This window comes from Streptomyces sp. B93 (genome assembly GCF_018070565.1).
Taxonomy (GTDB): domain Bacteria; phylum Actinomycetota; class Actinomycetes; order Streptomycetales; family Streptomycetaceae; genus Streptomyces.
In genome coordinates this window covers 180,951-198,411 of the sequence record NZ_JAGPXL010000014.1, presented here as the reverse complement: position 1 = coordinate 198,411, position 17,461 = coordinate 180,951, and the positions used below count along the sequence as shown (strand labels likewise).

At 72.2% G+C, this 17,461-nt stretch carries 15 protein-coding genes and 1 tRNA gene; 7 read left to right on the top strand and 9 right to left on the bottom strand.

Annotated elements, in window-relative coordinates; all coding sequences use genetic code 11:
* From KBY47_RS16840 to KBY47_RS16830, 3 genes are all read left to right on the top strand, one after another.
* Nucleotides 1–1,010 (top strand): PP2C family serine/threonine-protein phosphatase (locus tag KBY47_RS16840; protein WP_210921941.1); only part of this gene is annotated, 1,010 nt, incomplete at its 5' end.
* A 112-nt stretch (nucleotides 1,011–1,122) separates the two neighbouring features.
* On the top strand, nucleotides 1,123–2,469 hold the full coding sequence (locus tag KBY47_RS16835) for a VWA domain-containing protein (RefSeq protein WP_210921940.1): 1,347 nt from the start codon (nucleotides 1,123–1,125) through the stop codon (nucleotides 2,467–2,469).
* Nucleotides 2,470–2,539: 70 nt separating this feature from the next.
* On the top strand, nucleotides 2,540–4,042 hold the full coding sequence (locus tag KBY47_RS16830) for an FHA domain-containing protein (protein ID WP_210921939.1): 1,503 nt from the start codon (nucleotides 2,540–2,542) through the stop codon (nucleotides 4,040–4,042).
* A gap of 18 nt (nucleotides 4,043–4,060) precedes the next feature.
* Here the strand turns inward: KBY47_RS16830 and KBY47_RS16825 are convergent, their stop codons facing one another.
* A complete protein-coding gene (locus KBY47_RS16825; RefSeq protein WP_210921938.1) occupies nucleotides 4,061–5,071 on the bottom strand; it encodes a methyltransferase domain-containing protein in 1,011 nt (336 codons plus the stop codon).
* A gap of 101 nt (nucleotides 5,072–5,172) precedes the next feature.
* Between KBY47_RS16825 and KBY47_RS16820 the strand changes: the two genes are divergently transcribed.
* A complete protein-coding gene (locus KBY47_RS16820; protein WP_210921937.1) occupies nucleotides 5,173–5,586 on the top strand; it encodes a globin in 414 nt (137 codons plus the stop codon).
* A 44-nt stretch (nucleotides 5,587–5,630) separates the two neighbouring features.
* Here the strand turns inward: KBY47_RS16820 and KBY47_RS16815 are convergent, their stop codons facing one another.
* The 7 genes from KBY47_RS16815 to KBY47_RS16785 all read right to left on the bottom strand — a co-directional run bounded on the left by KBY47_RS16815 (nucleotide 5,631) and on the right by KBY47_RS16785 (nucleotide 14,780).
* On the bottom strand, nucleotides 5,631–6,308 hold the full coding sequence (locus KBY47_RS16815; protein ID WP_210921936.1) for a hypothetical protein: 678 nt from the start codon (nucleotides 6,306–6,308) through the stop codon (nucleotides 5,631–5,633).
* Entirely contained in the window at nucleotides 6,305–6,715 is a 411-nt protein-coding gene (locus KBY47_RS16810) for a thioesterase family protein (RefSeq protein ID WP_210921935.1), read from the bottom strand. Before KBY47_RS16810 ends, KBY47_RS16815 begins: the two co-directional genes overlap by 4 nt.
* A gap of 2 nt (nucleotides 6,716–6,717) precedes the next feature.
* The gene (gene ettA, locus KBY47_RS16805; protein ID WP_210921934.1) at nucleotides 6,718–8,382 is read right to left on the bottom strand and encodes an energy-dependent translational throttle protein EttA; all 1,665 of its coding nucleotides are present in this window, start codon (nucleotides 8,380–8,382) and stop codon (nucleotides 6,718–6,720) included.
* 160 nt (nucleotides 8,383–8,542) lie between these two features.
* Nucleotides 8,543–9,856: a Cys-Gln thioester bond-forming surface protein gene (locus KBY47_RS16800; RefSeq protein ID WP_210921954.1), complete on the bottom strand. Its 1,314-nt coding sequence runs from the start codon at nucleotides 9,854–9,856 to the stop codon at nucleotides 8,543–8,545.
* Nucleotides 9,857–10,248: 392 nt separating this feature from the next.
* Nucleotides 10,249–10,743, bottom strand: a complete 495-nt coding sequence (locus KBY47_RS16795; protein ID WP_210921933.1) for a single-stranded DNA-binding protein — start codon at nucleotides 10,741–10,743, stop codon at nucleotides 10,249–10,251.
* 215 nt (nucleotides 10,744–10,958) lie between these two features.
* Nucleotides 10,959–13,169, bottom strand: a complete 2,211-nt coding sequence (locus KBY47_RS16790; RefSeq protein WP_210921932.1) for a YfjP family GTPase — start codon at nucleotides 13,167–13,169, stop codon at nucleotides 10,959–10,961.
* A gap of 3 nt (nucleotides 13,170–13,172) precedes the next feature.
* On the bottom strand, nucleotides 13,173–14,780 hold the full coding sequence (locus KBY47_RS16785; protein ID WP_210921931.1) for a dynamin family protein: 1,608 nt from the start codon (nucleotides 14,778–14,780) through the stop codon (nucleotides 13,173–13,175).
* Between the two features lie 321 nt (nucleotides 14,781–15,101).
* Here KBY47_RS16785 and KBY47_RS16780 point away from each other — a divergent pair.
* Nucleotides 15,102–15,177: transfer RNA gene (locus tag KBY47_RS16780), tRNA-Arg, on the top strand.
* A 70-nt stretch (nucleotides 15,178–15,247) separates the two neighbouring features.
* Here the strand turns inward: KBY47_RS16780 and KBY47_RS16775 are convergent.
* Nucleotides 15,248–15,658, bottom strand: coding sequence for an SRPBCC family protein (locus KBY47_RS16775; protein WP_210921930.1), 411 nt, complete (start codon nucleotides 15,656–15,658; stop codon nucleotides 15,248–15,250).
* A 264-nt stretch (nucleotides 15,659–15,922) separates the two neighbouring features.
* Between KBY47_RS16775 and KBY47_RS16770 the strand changes: the two genes are divergently transcribed.
* A complete protein-coding gene (locus KBY47_RS16770; RefSeq protein WP_210921929.1) occupies nucleotides 15,923–16,180 on the top strand; it encodes a hypothetical protein in 258 nt (85 codons plus the stop codon).
* A gap of 124 nt (nucleotides 16,181–16,304) precedes the next feature.
* Nucleotides 16,305–17,420 carry a selenide, water dikinase SelD gene (gene selD / locus KBY47_RS16765; protein WP_210921953.1) on the top strand — a complete coding sequence of 372 codons (1,116 nt, stop codon included), beginning with the start codon at nucleotides 16,305–16,307 and terminating at the stop codon, nucleotides 17,418–17,420.
* The last annotated feature ends 41 nt before the right edge of the window (nucleotides 17,421–17,461 follow it).

Below are 17,461 nucleotides of genomic sequence, written 5' to 3'. Positions count from 1 at the left end.
AGCCCGACGAGTACCCCCTCCAGGCCCCGGACCCCCGTATCGCCGCCGACCTCGCCGCGGCGGCGGAGTCCGGTGCGCCGCCGGACGGCGCCGGCGGCAAGCTCTGCGTGGCCTGCCGCTCGGGCCGCGTCGACGACGACGGCTACTGCGAGAACTGCGGGCACGCCCAGCCCCGTGAACGCGACCACATGGAGCAGGAGGTGGGCCCGGCCGCCGCGGTGAGCGACCGCGGCCTGCGGCACCACCGCAACGAGGACGCGTTCGCGATCGGCCACACCGCGGTGCCCGACGGCTCGCCCGCGACGCTGGCGGTCGTCTGCGACGGTGTGTCCTCGGCGACCCGCCCGGACGACGCCTCGCTGGCGGCGTCGAAGGCGGCGAGCGAGTCCCTGCTGGCCGCCCTGCCGCTCGGCACGCACCCGCAGCAGGCGATGCACGAGGCGATCGTCGCCGCCTCCCAGGCCGTCAACGCCCTCGCCCTGGAGCCCGCGACGGCCCGCGAGCACGCCCCGCACCAGAACGCGCCCGCCTGCACCCTGGTCGGCGCGGTGGTGACGTCGGGGCTGCTGGTGGTCGGCTGGGTCGGCGACAGCCGCGCCTACTGGGTGCCGCTGGACCGCGGCGCACCCCCGGCCCGGCTCACCGAGGACGACTCGTGGGCCGCGCAGATGGTCGCGGCGGGCCTGATGAACGAGGCGGAGGCGTACGCCGACGAACGCGCCCACGCGATCACCGGCTGGCTCGGCGCGGACGCCTACGAACTGGAGCCGCACACCGCTTCCTTCAAGCCGGACCGGCCCGGTCTGGTGGTGGTGTGCACGGACGGGCTGTGGAACTACGCGGAGGCGGCCGAGGAGATGGCCCGGGTCCTTCCCCTCGACGCCGCCGTCCGGCCGCTGCACGCCGCCCGGGTCCTGGTCGGTCACGCCCTGGACGGCGGGGGCCACGACAACGTAACAGTGGCACTCGTGCCGTTCCCGGCCCCGCCGCAGGGGGCAGGATCGGCCTGAGGCCGCACAGGGCCCAAAGCCGCGGGCGGGCCGGAGGGGACCGGTCCGCTCACCGTCATCGGCCCGGCGCACACGGGGCGCTGGGCGGGGACCAAGGGGGATCTGAGTAGGCATGGCCAAATTCTCGAAGTCGAACGTGCCGCAGTTCTCGGTCGACGTGTACCAGAACGAGTACCTCCCGGAGGGTGGCCGCGAGGTCAACGCCATCGTCACGGTGACCGCCACCGGCGGCGGCACCATCGGCACCGCGGTGACGGCGCCCCACCTCTACTCGCCGGGGCAGGGGCCGTCCGCGGCCGTGGCCGTCATGGTCGACTGCTCCGGCTCGATGGACTACCCGCCGACGAAGATGCGCAACGCCCGCGACGCGACCTCCGCGGCGATCGACACCCTGCGCGACGGAGTGCACTTCGCGGTGATCGGCGGTACGCACGTGGCGCGGGAGGTCTATCCGGGCGGCGGGCGCCTCGCCGTGGCCGACGCCTCCACCCGCGACCAGGCCAAGCAGGCGCTGCGCAGGCTCAGCGCGGGCGGCGGTACGGCGATCGGTACCTGGCTGCGGCTGGCGGACCGGCTGCTGGCGTCGGCGGACGTCGCCATCCGGCACGGCATCCTGCTCACCGACGGCCGCAACGAACACGAGTCGTCGGAGGAGCTGAAGGCGTCGCTGGAGGCCTGCGCCGGACGGTTCACCTGTGACGCGCGGGGCGTGGGCACCGACTGGGAAGTGAAAGAAGTCACAGGGATCGCCTCCGCCCTGCTCGGCACCGCCGACATCGTCGCCGACCCGGCCGGACTCGCCACCGACTTCACGCAGATGATGGAGACGGCGATGGGCAAGGAGGTCGCGGACGTCGCCCTGCGGCTGTGGACCCCGGTCGGGACCACGATCAAGTTCGTCAAACAAGTGGCGCCCACGGTCGAGGAGTTGACCGACCGGCGCACCGAGTCGGGCCCGCGCGCCGGGGACTACCCCACCGGTTCCTGGGGCGACGAGTCCCGTGACTACCACGTCTGTGTGGAGGTCCCGGCCGCCGGGATCGGCCAGGAGATGCTGGCGGCCCGGGTCTCCCTGGTCATCCCGCAACCGGACGGTACGGTGCAGAACTTGGGCGCCCAGGGTCTCGTACGGGCCGTGTGGACCGACGACATGACGGCCTCCACCTCGATCAATCCGCAGGTCGCCCACTACACGGGGCAGGCCGAACTGGCACAGGCCATCCAACAAGGGCTGGATCTTCGCAAAGCGGGAGACTTCGACGGAGCAACGGCCAAACTGGGCCGCGCCGTTCAGCTCGCCAGCGCCTCCGGCAACGCGGATACTGCGAAACTGCTTGCGAAGGTGGTGGACGTGGTCGACGCCACGACAGGTACTGTGCGACTGAAGGCGAAGGTCGAGGACGCCGACGAGATGACACTCGAAACTCGGTCGACAAAGACTGTTCGTGTAAAGAAGTGACTGAGCCTGACCCCTCGGGGTTGGAGAAATCCGGTCGAAGCGGCCGGAAAGGAGAGGGGGAAGCGCCGACATGCCGACCTGCCCGAACGGACACCAGTCGGGTTCCGACGACTGGTGCGAGGTCTGCGGTCACCGCATGGCGGGTGCCGTGCCGCCACCCCCGCCACCGCCGCCCCCGGCCGGTGGCTACGGCTTCCCGCCGCCCGGCCCCGGCCAGTCACCGCCCCCGCCGCCCGGCGGCCGGGGGAACCCCGAACCCGAACTCTGCCCGCAGTGCCGTACGCCCCGGGAGGGCGGCGCTCCGTTCTGCGAGGAGTGCCGGTGGAACTTCCTCACCAACACGGCCACCTCGTACACCCCGGCCGCCCCGCGCCCCTCGACATCCGGCGCCGCCCCGAACTTCCCGCGTCCGGGCGGCCCGCCGCCGTCCTTCGGGGGCGGTGACTCGTACGACTACCAGGGCTCGCGCCCGTCGCAGATGAACCGTCCGGCCGAGCCGATCCCCCCGGGCCCGCCGTTCGGCGGCGAGCCGGGGGGTCCGCCCGGACCTCCTTCCGGCCCCGGGGGTCCCGGCGGCCCCGGGGGTCCTTCCGGTCCCTCCAGCTTCTTCGGTGGCGAGCGCCCGGGTCAGCCGGGCCAGTCGCCGTCCGGCGCCCCCGGCGCTCCGGGCCACCCCGGTGGCCCTGGCGGACCCGGCGGCCCCGGGCCCTCCGGTCCGGGCGGCTTCGGTGGTGGCGACCCCTCCCGACCGGTCCCGCCCCCGCCCGGCCCGACCCCGCCCGCGGGCGTGGGCGGTCCCGGTGGTCCGGGCGGTCCCGGCGGCCCTGGGGCCCCTGGCGGTCCCGGAGGCCCGAACGGTCCGATGGGCGGACCGGGCGGCGCCCCCCAGGCGTTCCAGCAGCCGGGCACCGGCCCGCAGGCCCCGCCGCACCCGGGCCCCGGCTTCCCGCAGGAGCCGAACCGCCCGCAGCCGGGCGGCGGACCCGGCGGCTCGCCGTTCGGCGGTGACGACGACTGGGTGATCTCCCCACCGTCCGCCACCGGACCGGGCGGCCCCGGCGGCCCTGGGGGACCCGGCGGTCCCGGTGCCCCCGGCGGCTACGGCTACCCGAACCCCGCCTCCGGCGCCACCCAGGCGCCGCCCGGCCCCGCCGCCCCGCAGCGACCGACGACCTGGCTGGCGACCATCGGCCCGGACCGCGACTACTTCATGTCGATGATGCAGCGCTCCGGACCGGAGGCCGCGGGCCTGAACCTGCCCGCCTACTCCCCCGAGCAGCAGCGCACGCTCTCCGGCAACCAGGTCACCATCGGCCGCCGCCGCCACTCCACCGGCGAGACCCCCGACATCGACCTGTCGGTGCCGCCGGAGGACCCGGGCGTCTCCCACCAGCACGCGGTGCTGGTGCAGCAGCCGGACGGCACCTGGGCGATCGTCGACCAGAACTCGACGAACGGCACCACGGTCAACGGCTCGGAGGAGCCGATCCAGCCGTTCGTGCCGGTGCCGCTCCAGGACGGCGACCGGGTGCACGTGGGCGCCTGGACGACGATCACGATCCGCCGGGGCTAGCCCCTGCGGCAGGTCGGGTCAGGGCTCGGCCAAGGCCGACGCAGGACCCGAGAGGGGCCAGGAGTAGGGCCCCTCCGGGTCGTCCAGCCACGCCCACTCCCGGTCCCCGACGACCGTGATGCCGTACCGCTCACGCCCCGGCTCGCCCTCCCGCTCCCACAGGGCGTAGGCCTCCTGCGGGTCCAGGCGCCCGCGGGTCAGGGCGAGCAGGAAGCGGAACAGTTCGTGCTCCCGCCCACGGCGCGGTACGCCGCCCAGTTGCACCGGCCCCTGGTCCGCCGTACCGCCGCCGCGCAGCGGCACGAAGTAGGCGGCGGTGTTCAGGAAGCGGCCCTCGGCGTGCCCGGCGTCGTGGACCGTCAGCGCGACCAGGCCGGTGGCGAGCGGGGTGAGGATGCGCCCGCCGGGTCGGCACTGGGCGATCCAGGCGCCCGGGACGGACGGCAGGGCACAGGTGGCGATGATCCGGTCGTAAGGGGCGCGCTCGGGCACCCCGCGCGCCCCGTCGCCGGTGATGACCGCCGGACGGTACCCGGCGGCGGCGAGATGCCGCCGGGCGGAGTCGGTGATCTCCGGTTCCAGGTCGATGGTGGTCACGAGGCCGTCGTCGCCGAGCCGGTGGGCGAGCAGGGCGGCGTTGTACCCGGTCCCGGTGCCGATCTCCAGCACATGGTCGCCGTCCGCGACCTCCAGCTCGACGAGCATCGTCGCCATGAGGGAAGGCTGGCTGCTGGAGGACAGCAGCTCACCGTCGCGCAGCCGGGTGGCGAGCGGGGTGTCGGCGTACGCCCCGCGCACCCAGCGCTCCCGCGCGCCCGCCTCCGGGCTGTCGCACCAGCGCCGCTCGAAGCCGCCGACGACACCGACGTAGTAGTAGGGCACGAAGACGTGGCGCGGCACGGTCTCGAACACCGCCCGCCAGACCGGGTCCCCGTCGAAGACCCCCTCGGCGGCGATCTCCCGCACCAGCGCGGCCCGCGCCGACGCGGCGAGGTCGTCCAGTTCGTTGCCGACAGCGTGGGTGCCCATGAGTCCACTGTGCGGCGCTTCCGCCCGGGAGGCGAGTGCCCGGCCGCCGCCGATCCGGTGGGGTCCTAGGCCTTGAGTCCTGGTCCACCCGGTCTGAGACCATGGAGGGCGTGAATGAGATTCGGCGTGGCACGCTTCAGGAGCAGACCTTCTACGAGCAGGTCGGCGGGGAGGAGACCTTCCGTCGGCTCGTCCACCGTTTCTACCAGGGGGTCGCCGAGGATCCGATCCTGCGGCCGATGTACCCGGAGGAGGACCTCGGCCCGGCCGAGGAGCGGATGACCCTCTTCATGATCCAGTACTGGGGCGGTCCGACGACGTACAGCGAGCAGCGCGGGCATCCCCGGCTGCGGATGCGCCACGCGCCCTTCAAGGTCGACCGCGCCGCGCACGACGCCTGGCTGAAGCACATGCGGGTCGCCGTCGAGGAGCTGGGTCTGTCCGAGGAGCACGAGGAACAGATGTGGCGCTATCTGACGTACGCGGCGGCGTCGATGGTGAACACGGCGGACTGACCGTGGTCATGGTCGGGTGAGCGGCACGGACGCGCGCCCGGGGCTCATCGGACGCTGAGCCCCAGCGCCCCGCTCCCGACCCGCCGTACGGCGACGGACCCGTAGGGCGTACGGAGCCGCAGCCAGGCCCCGGAGGAGAACAGGCCCAGGTCCGCGCGCCCGGCCGCGGCCCGCAGGAAGCCCAGCGACTGCGCGGCGTGCACGGCCCGCACCGGCAGGCCCGTCTCCGCGACCGTGCGGGACCAGATCTCCCGCCCGATGCGGTCCAGCTCGGCCCGGGTACGCCGCTCCTCCGGCAGTTCCCGGGTACGCGCCCGGAACTCGGCGACCCCGGCCCCGACCAGGGCGCGCAGGGCGTCGGGGCCGGGCAGCCCCGGCTCCTCCCGCCAGCCGCCGCGCGGCGGCAGCACCCCCGCCCAGGGCGGCCCGGTCACCGCCGTCGGCACGCCGACGGTGGCGGCGGCCTCGTCGACGCCCTCCAGGAACTCCCCGGCGGACACGGTGACGTCGAGGACGGCGTCGAGGCCGTTCTCGTACGGTTTCGCCAGCCGGGCCGTGCGGACGGCCAGCACCTCGAAGGACGGGGGCCGCCCGAAGACGGCGAGCGCCGTGCCCGCCGCCTGGAGACGGACCGCCGCTCCACGGTCGTAGTGGAGCAACCGGGAGAGGAAGGCCGCGAGGTCCGCGGCCTCCCCGTCGTCGGCGAGGTGCAGCACCGTCATGCGGCGACGGCCTCCTCGGCGCCGTCCATGTACTCCTCCAGGAACTCCCGCTCCTCGCCGGTGATCCGGCGGGGCCGCTGGGTCTCGAAGTCGAACGGCACTATGACGGTCGAGGCCCGTACATAGACGACGTCCCCGTCCTTGACCTCGTAGGAGATCGTGAAGGAGGCGGCCCTTATCTCCGTGATCCACAGCTCGATGTCGACCGGGTGGTGCCGGTGGACGAGCTGCCGCTTGTAGTCGATCTCGTGGCGCGCCACCACCGACCCCTGCTTGAACTCCTTGTCCGGGCGGAACAGGAAGTCGATCCGGGCCTCCTCCAGATAGCGGAGGAACACCACGTTGTTCACGTGCCCGTACGCGTCCATGTCCGCCCAGCGCAGTGGGCAGCGATAGATGTGCCGCAAGATCAGCCCCGAGTCAGCTTCTTGTAGGTCGCCCGGTGCGGACGGGCGGCGTCCGGCCCAAGCCGCTCGATCTTGTTCTTCTCGTACGACTCGAAGTTGCCCTCGAACCAGAACCACTTCGAGTCACCCTCGTAGGCGAGGATGTGCGTGGCCACGCGGTCCAGGAACCACCGGTCGTGGGAGACGACCACGGCGCACCCGGGGAAGTCGAGCAGCGCGTTCTCCAGGCTGCTGAGCGTCTCGACGTCCAGGTCGTTGGTCGGCTCGTCGAGGAGCAGCAGGTTGCCGCCCTGCTTGAGGGTGAGCGCGAGGTTCAGCCGGTTGCGCTCACCACCGGAGAGCACCCCGGCGGGCTTCTGCTGGTCCGGCCCCTTGAACCCGAAGGCGGAGACGTACGCCCGCGAGGGCATCTCCACCTGCCCCACGTTGATGTAGTCCAGCTCGTCGGAGACGACGGCCCAGAGCGTCTTCTTGGGGTCGATGTTCTCGCGGCTCTGGTCGACGTACGAGATCTTGACGGTGTCGCCGACCTTGATCGAACCGGAGTCGGGAGTCTCGAGCCCCTGGATCATCTTGAACAGCGTGGTCTTGCCGGCGCCGTTGGGGCCGATGACGCCCACGATCCCGTTGCGCGGCAGCGTGAAGCTCAGGTCATCGATGAGGACCTTCTCCCCGAAGGCCTTGCTGAGGTTGTTGATCTCCACGACGACGTTGCCGAGCCGCGGCCCCGGCGGGATCTGGATCTCCTCGAAGTCCAGCTTCCGCATCTTCTCCGCCTCGGCGGCCATCTCCTCGTAGCGCGCGAGCCGCGCCTTGGACTTGGCCTGCCGCCCCTTGGCGTTGGAGCGAACCCATTCGAGTTCCTCCTTCAGCCGCTTCTGCCGCTTGGCGTCCTTCTGCCCCTCGACCTTGAGACGGGTGGCCTTGGTCTCCAGGTACGTGGAGTAGTTGCCCTCGTACGGGTAGGCACGCCCGCGGTCCAGCTCGAGGATCCACTCGGCGACGTTGTCGAGGAAGTACCGGTCGTGGGTGATGGCGACGACGGTTCCCTCGTACTTGGCGAGGTGCTGCTCCAGCCAGTTCACCGACTCGGCGTCGAGGTGGTTGGTGGGCTCGTCGAGCAGCAGCAGGTCGGGCTGCTCCAGCAGCAGCTTGCAGAGCGCGACGCGGCGGCGCTCACCACCGGAGAGGTTGGTGACGGGCCAGTCCCCGGGCGGGCACCCGAGCGCGTCCATGGCCTGCTCCAGCTGGGCGTCGAGGTCCCACGCGTTGGCGTGGTCCAGCTCCTCCTGGAGCTTGCCCATCTCGTCGAGCAGCGCGTCGGAGTAGTCCGTCGCCATCAGCTCGGCGATCTCGTTGAACCGGTCGAGCTTGCCCTTGATCTCGGCGACGCCCTCCTGGACGTTCTCCAGGACCGTCTTCTCCTCGTTCAGCGGGGGCTCCTGGAGCAGGATGCCGACGCTGTACCCGGGCGACAGGAACGCGTCCCCGTTCGACGGCTGCTCAAGCCCCGCCATGATCTTCAGCACGGTCGACTTACCGGCACCGTTCGGACCGACGACGCCGATCTTCGCCCCCGGCAGGAAGTTCAGGGTGACATCGTCGAGGATCACCTTGTCGCCGTGCGCTTTGCGCGCCTTGCGCATGGTGTAAATGAACTCAGCCAAGAGAAACCGTCCGGCAGCTTGAATCTGGCAGTGGGCAGATACACCCCATCTTGCCTGACGGCTACCCCTGGGGGGAAACCCGTCTGGGCCGGGGCGGCTGACCTGCCCCTTTCGTCTTGGGACGCGTCGAGGCAGTGGTGTGTCGTTCGAGCGGTCCTCGTTACGGAGCGTTCCGGCGGCGTACGAGGATCAGGGCCGCGCCGCCGATCACCACGAAGGCGATGGCAGCGCCCGCGATCAGGGGGGTCGCGTTGGAGGAGCCCGTGGCGGCGAGGTTGAGGTCGTCGGTGGGGGTGCTGACGGCCGGGGTGGGCTCGGTGAGAGTCTGGGTGGTGATGCCCGTGTCGGCGCCCTGGGTCTCGCAGTCGAGGTTTCCGGTGAAGCGCTTCTCGAAGCCGCCGGGGCCGGTGATCGTGAGGTCGTAGGGCTGGTCCTCCTGCAAGGGGACCGTCACCGTGCGGGTCTCGCCCGCCTCGATGCTGTGCTCGATGCCCATCAGGTCGAAGGTGAAGGGCTCGTCGCCGACGTTGGAGGCGGTGATGTCCAGGCCGCCCTCGGCGCAGTTCTTCCGTGCGGACAGCGCGGGTATGGCGCCGGTCTTCGCCCAGGTCGCGGTGGCCTTCACGGAGACCGTCGACTCGCTTGACCCGGCCAGGATCTGCGTCTGGCTGCGGCTCTCGGAGGCGAAGGCGCGGCCGACCGGGACGGTGGTGCTGGCGTTCAGCGTCAGCTCCGCCGTGCCGTCCGCAGCGTCCTCGGGCACGTCGAAGAAGAGGCGGTCGCCGTTCCTGGCCGACGTGACCGGCTCACCGTCCGCGTCGACGATGCGTACGCCGCTAGTGACGGCGTTCGCCGGCGGGGTCACCGTCACCATGTCGGCGTCGGTGCGCACCGTCACCGGGCCGAGTTGTCCGCCGGGGCGGCCGGAGACCGCGGGCGGGTCGAGGGTGAGGGACGCCTTGGGCTCCCTCACGGCCCGGGCGTTCTTCTCCAGGTAGTCGGCGAGCTTCTCGGCCTCGGCGTCGACCGCGTCGACGTCCGCTGCGTCGGAGTAGCGCCAGATGGCCACCTGCGTACCGGCCGCCGCGTCCTGCTCGGTCAGGCCACCGCGGATGCCCGCCTTCCGTGCGAGCGCGGCGAGGTCGTTCACCTGCGGGTAGGAGTGCTGGAGAATCCAGCGGATCCGGCCCGCGTCCTTGTTGGTGCCCAGGGACGTGCCGCTCCACGGCGTCTCGTGGTAACGGGCGTCCTTCTGGGTGGGGTTGTGGAGGTCGACGCAGTACGTCTGGAGGGTGCCGCCGCCCTCGACGGACATCTCGAACAGGCCAGCCGACACCTCCAGGTCCCCGGTCTCGGTGTGGACCACGGCGGCGCCGTACGTCTTCAGTCCGCCGATGGTGGCTGTCGCCCCGCCCCTGGCCGCTGTCGTCCCGCTCTCCGCCGCCGCCGTGCCCGCACTGGCCGTCACACCCATGGCGACGAGCCCGGCGACCAGCGCCGCCCCGGCCGCACGGCGTACCGTCCGCCGTCGGCACGCCGACCGCCTGAGCGGTGCCGTCGGTGCGGACAGTGCCGACCGCGAGAACGGCAGCGAGAGCGAAGAAAGCACGGAATTCCCTTTCGAGCAGGACCCGTTGACATGGGGGGTGCGGTCCCACCAGCAGAATCAGTAGCCCCAAGTGCTGTTCCCGGCATCCTAGGTACGTGGTCGCACCGCGCTTCCCAGAGATCCCGTCAGCCAACCGATCCGAATCGGAATCGTTATCGCGGAGACCGGTCGTGAGCAGGGCTTATCGACAAATCCACCCGGGTTGTTCGGTGCGCATTCACCGATAAGCCACACTTCGGTCAGCTGCCGGTCAGGTGTCACGTCACCAACTGCGGTTCCTGGGCGACCTCTTGGTCTTCCTCCGAACTCGGCGCCGCCGTCTCCCAGTTGGGCTCCGGCTGTCGCGGCGTCGGAGCGGTGGTCGCCGTCGTGGCTCCCGGCGGCGTCTCCGTCCTGCCCGGCGTGCGGCGGAAGACGGCGGTCCCGCGCGCCAGGTCATGGCCGATCGCCAGGGCGTCGATGTCGGCCGACGTCCAGTTCTGCCCCTCGCGCACGTCCGTCCGTACCTTCAGCCTGCCCTGCACCACGACCGGCTCACCGACCGACAGACAGGCCGCCGCGTTGGTGGCGAGCTGGCGGTTGGCCCACACCGTGAAGAAGTTGGTGTGCCCGTCCGTCCAGGTGCTCTTCTCGCGGTCCCAGTACCGCGAGGTGACCGCCAGCCGGAAGCGCGCCGACGGCCCCGACGCCAGGTCCCGGTACACCGGCTGCGTCGCCACGTTGCCCACCACGCAGATCACCGTCTCGTTCATCGTTGTCCCCTCCCTCCCCACCCGACCGCTCGCGCCGGGTGGGCGGATACGCCGACGGGCCCGTCCCGTACGGCTGCCTCTGGCGGGGCGACCGCGTCCGTCGCGTTCGCCGCACCGCCAGACTGCCTCCGTCGAGCCGGGCCCGCTGAGCCCTGTGGACCGGTCCCCAGCTGTGGACAACCTCGTCACCCCAGTGGGTGACCCCGAAGGGCGCCTCACCGGGAGCCGGACACCGACACCCCCACCGTCTCCGCCCCCATCACCCGCGCATACTGCTCCCGCACCTCCCGGTACCGCAGCAGCTCCGCCGCCACCGGATCGAGCACCCGGGCCCGCCCGCACCCGGCCGCCGCGTCCCGCAGTCGCCGCTCCGCCTCCAGCCCGTACCGCCGGGCCGGTCCCCGGGCCGCCATCTTGCAGCTCCACTCGACGAGCGGACCGCCGACGATCCCGAGCACCATCAGCAGCACCGGCACCCCCAGATTCGGCGCCATGACCCCGACGATCTGTCCCACCAGCCACAGTCCCCCGATCACCTGAAGCAGCGTCATCGACGCCTGCACGAGCACGGCCGCGGGCCACCAGCCCGGCCTCGGCGGCCGGCCCGGAGGCAGCCCCGCCCGCGCCGCCAGCTCGTCCAACGCCTCCGGCAACCCCTGCGAGCCGCGCACCGCCGCCTCCCGCACGGCCTGCGCCCAGGGCGCGGGCAGCCCGGCAGACGCCCGGTCGGCGACCGTCCGCACCGCCTGCTCCACCCGCTGCCGTGCGGTGGCCTCCTCCTCCGGCTGCGGACGCTGCGGGAACCGGCCGGTGGACGGCTCGCGCCGCTCCTCGTACCAGCGCCACAGCCGCAGCCACGGCGTGCCGCACGCGCGGTTGGCGTTCCGCAGCCACGCGCGTTCGGCGGCCTCACCGGCGGCGGTGGCGCCGACGGCGTCGGCGAGCCGCGCGGAGAACTCGTCCCGCGCGCGTTCGCTCAGCCCGGTCCTGCGTCCCGTGGCGTACACGGGCCACAGCCGTACGGCGGCGGCGTCCAGGTCGGCGGAGACCCGCCGCGCAGGGGCCCCGCGCTCGGTCACGAACTGGCCGAGCACCTCCCGCAGTTCCGCGAGGCCGTCCCCGGTCAGCGCGGACACCGCGAGCACGGACGCGCCCGGTTCGCCGTACTCCCCCAGGGCGATGCCGTCCTCGTCGAGCAGCCGCCGCAGATCGTCGAGGACCTGCTCGGTCGCCTCCCCGGGCAGCCGGTCGATCTGGTTCAGCACGACGAACATGACCTCCGCGTGACCGGCCATCGGCCGCAGATAGCGCTCGTGGAGGACGGCGTCGGCGTACTTCTCCGGATCCACGACCCAGATGACCGCGTCGACCAGCGCCAGCACCCGCTCCGCCTGCTCCCGGTGCTGCACGGCCGCCGAGTCGAGGTCGGGCAGGTCCACCAGGACCAGCCCGCGCAGCTGTGCCTCCGCCTCCGGGCTCTGCACCGGGCGGCGGCGCAGCCGTCCGGGGATGCCGAGCCGGTCGATGAGGCTCGCGGCGCCGTCGCTCCAACTGCACGCGATGGGCGAGGCGGTGGTGGGCCGTCGTACACCGGTCTCGGAGATGGTCACCCCGGCGAGCGCGTTGAAGAGCTGGGACTTGCCGCTGCCGGTGGCGCCCGCGACGGCCACCACCGTGTGCTGACCGGAGAGCCTGCGCCGCGCGGCGGCCTCGTCGAGCACCCGGCCCGCCTCGGCGAGCGTGCGGCTGTCCAGCCGCGTCCGCGACAGGCCGACCAGCTCGCGCATGGCGTCCAGCCGTGACCGCAACGCCCCGTCGTACGCCAATGGCGGCACGCTCCGCGGCCCGGGCGCCCGCGTCTCCACGACGGCCGCCTGCTCGGCCGCCGCGTCCTCGTTCACCCTCCGCGCGATCAGCCCGTCGTCCCAGGCGTCCGCGGCCTCCGCGTCGTCCGGGACGGGGGCGGCGGGCGCGGCGGATGCGACAGGGGCAGCGGGCGGGGAAGCGGCCTCGGCTCGGCGGCCCTCCGCCCGGCGGCTTCTGCGGCGGTCCGCGGGACGCTCCTCGGACCTCTCCGCCGTACGGTCCACAGAGCGCTCGACGGAGACCGGCGCAGGGCGCTCGACGGACCGCTCGACGGACCGCTCCGCAGGCCGCTCCGCCGGGCGGTCGTCCTCCTTCGGGGCGGCCTCTGAGCGCTCGTCCTTCTCCCCCATGGCGCCACTCTCCCCAGCACGCTCGTCCTCGGAGACCGGAGCGTCGGCTTCCGCCGCCTCCTCGCCACGAGCGGCGTTCCCGGGATCACCACCGCGGTCGGAGTGGCCGGAATGCGCGGCCTGCTCCCCGTCCTTGCCGTGCTCGACGTGGTCCGTGTGATCCATGTGGTCCGTGTGCTCCGTGTGGTCCTGGTCAGTGACGGCGGTCACCGGTCACCTCTCCTTCTGAAGTACGGACAGCGCGGCGATGAGTTCGGCCTGCGGCTCCGGGTGGACCTCGAGCGCGTCGAGGGGGGCGAGACGCCGCTCACGCTCGGTGTTCATCACCCGGTCCAGACAGTCGATGAGCAGCCGCCCGCCGCGGTCACGCAGCCGCAGCGCGCCATGGGCGCCGATCCGCTCGGCGAGCCCCTCACCCGCGCTGCGCGCCCGTCGGCCGCCGAGCAGCGCCGTGACGACCAGCGCGGCGATCACCTCGGGGTCGGGTGCGATGCTCCGGTCCAGTTCGCGGACCTCTTCCTCGGCGTACTCCTCCACCTCGCGCCGCCAGCGCCGTACGGTCATCCCGATGCGGTGCTCGACGGTGTCGGTGGTGGACTCCTGTGGGGTCAGTTCCGGGGCGGCGGCCGCCGGTTCGCGCCGCCAGGCGTCGTCGACGCGTTCGTCGGCGGCGGTGACGGCGCACAGAAGCAGTTCGCACAGGCTCTCCACCAAGGCGTCGAGCAGTTCTGACGCGGTGCAGTCGAGGGGGAAGGCGCGCCAGCGTTTCAGCGCGTCCCCGGCGAGTACGGCGCCGGACTGCAAGCGGCCACGCACGCGTGAGTGTTCGCTGTCGTAGGCGGTGTCGACGGCGCCGGTGAGCCGCAGGGCGGCGGCGTACTGCGCGGCGGCGGCACCGGCCAGTCCGGGCATGCGGGCCTTGAGGGAGTCCAGGACGCCGTACGCGGTGCGGGCCATGGAGTGCTGGCGGGCGGCGGGGTCCTGGGCCTGGTGGACGAGCCAGGTGCGCAGCGGTGCGACGGCGGTGGCGGGCAGGAGTCCGCCGCCCCAGGCCGACTCGGGCAGTTCGGGCACGGTGAAGCGGGGTACGTCGCCGAGTCCGGCCTTGGTGAGCAGCGCCCCGTACTGGCGGGAGACCTCGGAGACGACCTGGTGGGGTACGCGGTCGAGGACCGTGACGAGGGTGGCCTTGTACTCCTTGGCGGTGCGCAGCAGGTGCCAGGGCACGGCGTCGGCATAGCGGGCGGCCGTGGTGACCATGACCCAGATGTCGGCGGCGCAGATCAGTTCGGCGGCGAGGACGCGGTTGTCGGCCACCAGGGAGTCGATGTCGGGGGCGTCGAGGAGGGCGAGGCCGGGTGGGAGGGTGTCGGCGGTCTCGATGCGCAGGACGCGCGCGGGGTCCTCCCCGGGGAGGAGGAGGTCGTCGGCCGACTCCCGCTGGGGCACCCACACGCGCGTGAGGTCGGGCAGTACGCGCATGCCGCTGAACCAGTGATGATCCTCCGGATGGCAGACGAGCACCGGTGTCCGGGTCGTGGGCCGCAGCACGCCCGCCTCGCTGACCCGCCGCCCCACGAGGGAGTTCACGAGCGTCGACTTGCCGGCGCCGGTGGAGCCTCCCACGACGGCCAGCAGGGGTGCTTCGGGTTCCCGCAGGCGGGGCACCAAGTAGTCGTCGAGCTGGGCGAGTAGTTCGTCGCGGTTGGCACGCGCGCGTGGAGCCCCCGCCAGGGGCAGCGGGAAGCGTGCGGCGGCGACACGGTCGCGCAGGGCGGAGAGTGCGTCGAGCAGCTGAGGCCGTACGTCCAAGGTCACCACATGCGAAGAATGCCCAATTTTAGGGGAATTCTGAAGCATATAGACATGTCTGCGTGCCGATGGAACAGAAGGGACGGAAGGGACGACCGGGACATGGACACAGGCGAGGCATAACGAGTGCACAACACCCGAGACGCACGGCGCCAAAAGCGATGCACGATTCGTACCTGCCTGCGATTATCAGGACCGCTTCACCGAACCTCCACATCGAGCCACGGAGGGGAAGCGACAGGGACATGGATCCGGGAGCCCTATCCTTGTCCCCGGCAACGTCAAGGATCAGCCCACACCCGGGCACCACGACAGAGGCCACCACACCAGGCCCCCGTAGCTCAGTGGATAGAGCAGGCGCCTTCTAAGCGCTTGGCCGCAGGTTCGAGTCCTGCCGGGGGCGCCAGCAGCCCTTGACCAGCGGAGACGCTGGTCTTTTCTTATGCCTGGCGCGGCTTGACTCTGCTCGGCTCTACTCAGGCCGACTCCAACAACTCCTTCAACCGGGCCAGGTCGGCGATGACCGTGGCGGCGTCACGTTCGAAGTCGGCGTCGCTCATCCCCGGCCGCCTGCGGAGGCTGAACACGACCTCGCTCCCCGTCCCGCAGGCGATCACCCGGAGCGGGTTGTAGACGGTCTCGCCGGAGGGCAGCGTGACGTCGTGGTCGAGCACCCCCAGCTCATTGCGCGCCACGAAACGAACCACGACCCGCCCCAACGGCGACGACTCCGCGACCCACTGATCGCCGACCTTCTCCATGGACCCACCCAGCCCATGGGCCCACGCGGGCATGTTGGCCGGCTCCGACGCGAAGGCGTAGACGTCGTCGACGGTGCGGTCGATGCGGACACTGAGGTGGCGTGTTCCGGTGTCGGTGGGGTTCATGGGGAAAACGGTAGGACGCGGTGGTCGCCGTTCTCTTGAACGAATCAGACGTCCCCGCATTTCTGCCCCCACATCCGGCCGCACGGACCGGCGTTGCGCCAGGTGCTCATCTGAAGATCACGTACCAGAACGCCGGTGTCGACTGTGCCTTCGTCGCGGCCCTCGGCAGCGGCTGCCTCGTTATGGCAAGGCGTGCGCTCATCTGAACGTCAACGGTGTGCGCCGTGTGAGTCAGTGCCACCACATCACGAAGTGAGTCGTTCCATGATCGAACAGCATGAGGGGAAGACGGGGAAGACAACGGATCCGGCCTGGCTAGCGCTCCGTCGCCGGATCGGTGTCGCCGCGTTCGTCGTCGGTGTCGTCCTCACGCTCGGGTTCTTCGCGTTCTTCCCCGGGCTGCCGCACGTCATCGACTGGGGCGCCGTTTTTGTGGCGCTCGGTGTCGGGGGCCTTGTTCGGTGGGGCTGTCAGGGCTGGATGACGAAGGTGGCGGAGAAGAAGGGCGGTGGGGGTGCGTAGGGGCTTCGTGGGCCGGTGGCTTCGTCGCGTGTTCCTGTTTGCCCTGTAGCGTGGCCCTCGCCGAGGTGGCGCGTTGGCGTGGCTCTCGGCCCGGACCGCCGCCCCCACGGCCATCGGAGGGCAGATGCCGCCCGTCCCCAGCCCCACCCCCGGGGCCACCACCCAGGCTCCGCGCCTGACCGCCCTCTCCCCCGGTGGGGGATGTGCGTGCAAGTTGCCCATGGGCAAGCTCGAGGACGTGCTCTCGTCGTTGACGGCCGGGTTCCCCGCGGCCTCCGGGGACCTGCTCGTCGGGGCGGTCGAGGGGGACGACGCGGCGGTGCTGCGGCTCGATGGCGAGCGGGCGATCGTGCTGACCACGGACTTCTTCACGCCGATCGTCGACGACCCGTGGGACTGGGGCCGGATCGCCGCGGCCAACGCGCTGTCGGACGTGTACGCCATGGGCGGTACGCCCCTGATCGCGGTGAACCTGGCCGCCTGGCCGGGCAGCGACCTGCCGTTGGAGATGCTGGGCGAGGTGCTGCGCGGCGGGGCCGAGATCGCCGCGTCCGTGAACTGCCCCGTCGTCGGCGGGCACACGGTCGACGACCCGGTGCCGAAGTACGGCATGGCCGTCGTCGGACTCGCCCGGCCCGACCGCCTCTTCACGATCGACGGCGTCAGGGAGGGTGACCGGCTTGTCCTGAGCAAGGCGATCGGCACCGGTGCCGTCTCCACCGCGCTCAAGCAGGGCGCCGCCGCCGACCACGTCGTCCGGGCGGCCGTCGACTCCATGACCCTGCTGAACGCCGGTGCCAGTACGGCGGCCCTGGCGGCCGGGGTCCGCGCGGCGACCGACGTGACCGGGTTCGGCCTGCTCGGCCATCTGCACCGTATGCTGCGCGCCGCGGGCCTCGCCGCGACCGTCGACGCGGCGGCCGTACCGCTGCTGCCCGGGGCCTCCGACCTCGTCGAACGGGGCTTCGTGTCCGGGGGCACCCGCGCCAACAGGGACCGGCTCCGGGAGGCGGTCAGCGTGGAGGCGTCCGTTCCGGAAGCGCTGGCCACGCTCCTCTTCGACGCGCAGACCTCCGGCGGTCTGCTGCTGGCCGTGCCCGAGAGCGGCGCGGAGGGCCTGGTCGAGGCACTGCGGGGGCAGGGGCTGCCCGCCGCGACCGTCGGAGACGTCACCGCCGACGGCCTCCCCGGTTCCGTCACCGTCCGGTACGGCGCCGGCACGGGTGACGCTCCCGCGTAGTCCCGTCCCCCTCTTGTGGGCCTCGGGGTGATCCGGCAGGC